General features: G+C 48.1%; 2 protein-coding genes. Both read left to right on the top strand.

The window, feature by feature from the left end; translation table 11 throughout:
- On the top strand, positions 1-573 hold a 573-nt coding region (locus KDK17_RS04185; protein WP_257287416.1), incomplete at its 5' end, for a serine/threonine protein kinase.
- 77 nt (positions 574-650) lie between these two features.
- The gene (locus KDK17_RS04180; protein WP_257281585.1) at positions 651-977 is read left to right on the top strand and encodes a hypothetical protein; all 327 of its coding nucleotides are present in this window, start codon (positions 651-653) and stop codon (positions 975-977) included.
- Positions 978-1,086: the final 109 nt, after the last annotated feature.

The raw sequence follows: 1,086 nt of genomic DNA, 5'->3' as shown, positions 1-1,086 counted from the left end.
TTCCAGTACCGTCCTGAGATTAATCTGCAAAGATACGGCATCGATAATGTCAGCTGGCTGCTGGACAATGATTTTATTCCCACAACACTCAGAGAGGCTTATGAAACTCTGACCCGGGACATTCTCGATCGTCTTGCCCGAATCGAAGCTCAATACCACCCAAAAATGATTCGGGTGCACGGTGATGCTCACGTCGGCAACATTCTCTGGCGAGATGATAACCCTCACTTTGTCGACTTCGACGACACCTGCATGGCTCCCGCTATTCAGGATTTATGGATGTTTCTGAGCGGCGACCGGGCCAGCCAGACCACCCAACTGGCAGAACTGCTGGAAGGTTATGAGGAATTTCATGAGTTTGATCCCATAGAGCTCAATCTGGTGGAATATTTCCGAACCCTGAGGCTGATCAACTACTCCGGCTGGCTGGCTAAACGCTGGACGGACCCGGCCTTCCCCATGGCATTTACCTGGTTCAATACCGAGCGTTACTGGTCAGAACATATTCTGGAGCTTAGGGAGCAGATGGCCAATCTGGATGAACCAGTGCTATCGGTTTATGGGAATAGGTGAGCTTAACTCAAGACTCTTGGGAGGCTGAACTACTCATGTCTATACTGCCGACACACTCTAAACTATGAGGCTTGCAAGTGCGTTCAGTAATATCAACCATGATCGTCAGCTTAATTCTAATAACCTGCCCTGTATCTGCTTCAGAAACAGATGAGGAAATATTGAAGAGTAAGCTCTCAGTTGCACTGGCAGTTTATAACTTGGCTCCTCAGCTTGCTGAAACTTTTATTTCTGAAATTATGAGCTTTTTCAAAGTTGCCCCGGATATATTCACTCAATTTCTTGTGGATGATTACAGTCTGGTTATTGGTTATGGCTTAAACAGTCAAGGAGAAGTGACTGTCAATTCAGTAGGTACTGGTACAGGTAGTAAGTCGGGGCTGATTCTTGTTGCTTCAGAATAGGCATTGCGCCTGGTTTCGCCTTGCCGCCGCAGGCGGCGACGAGGGTAAAAGCTGCTAGGAGGCTGACCGAGAATAGCGCCCGTAGCGAGGACGGCAGAAAATTGAGGAT

It is taken from the genome of Endozoicomonas sp. SESOKO2 (assembly GCF_024606245.1).
In the GTDB taxonomy this organism is placed as follows: Bacteria; Pseudomonadota; Gammaproteobacteria; order Pseudomonadales; family Endozoicomonadaceae; genus Endozoicomonas_A.
Note: the sequence above shows the minus strand (reverse complement) of the source record. Positions and strands in the feature narration are given on the sequence as shown.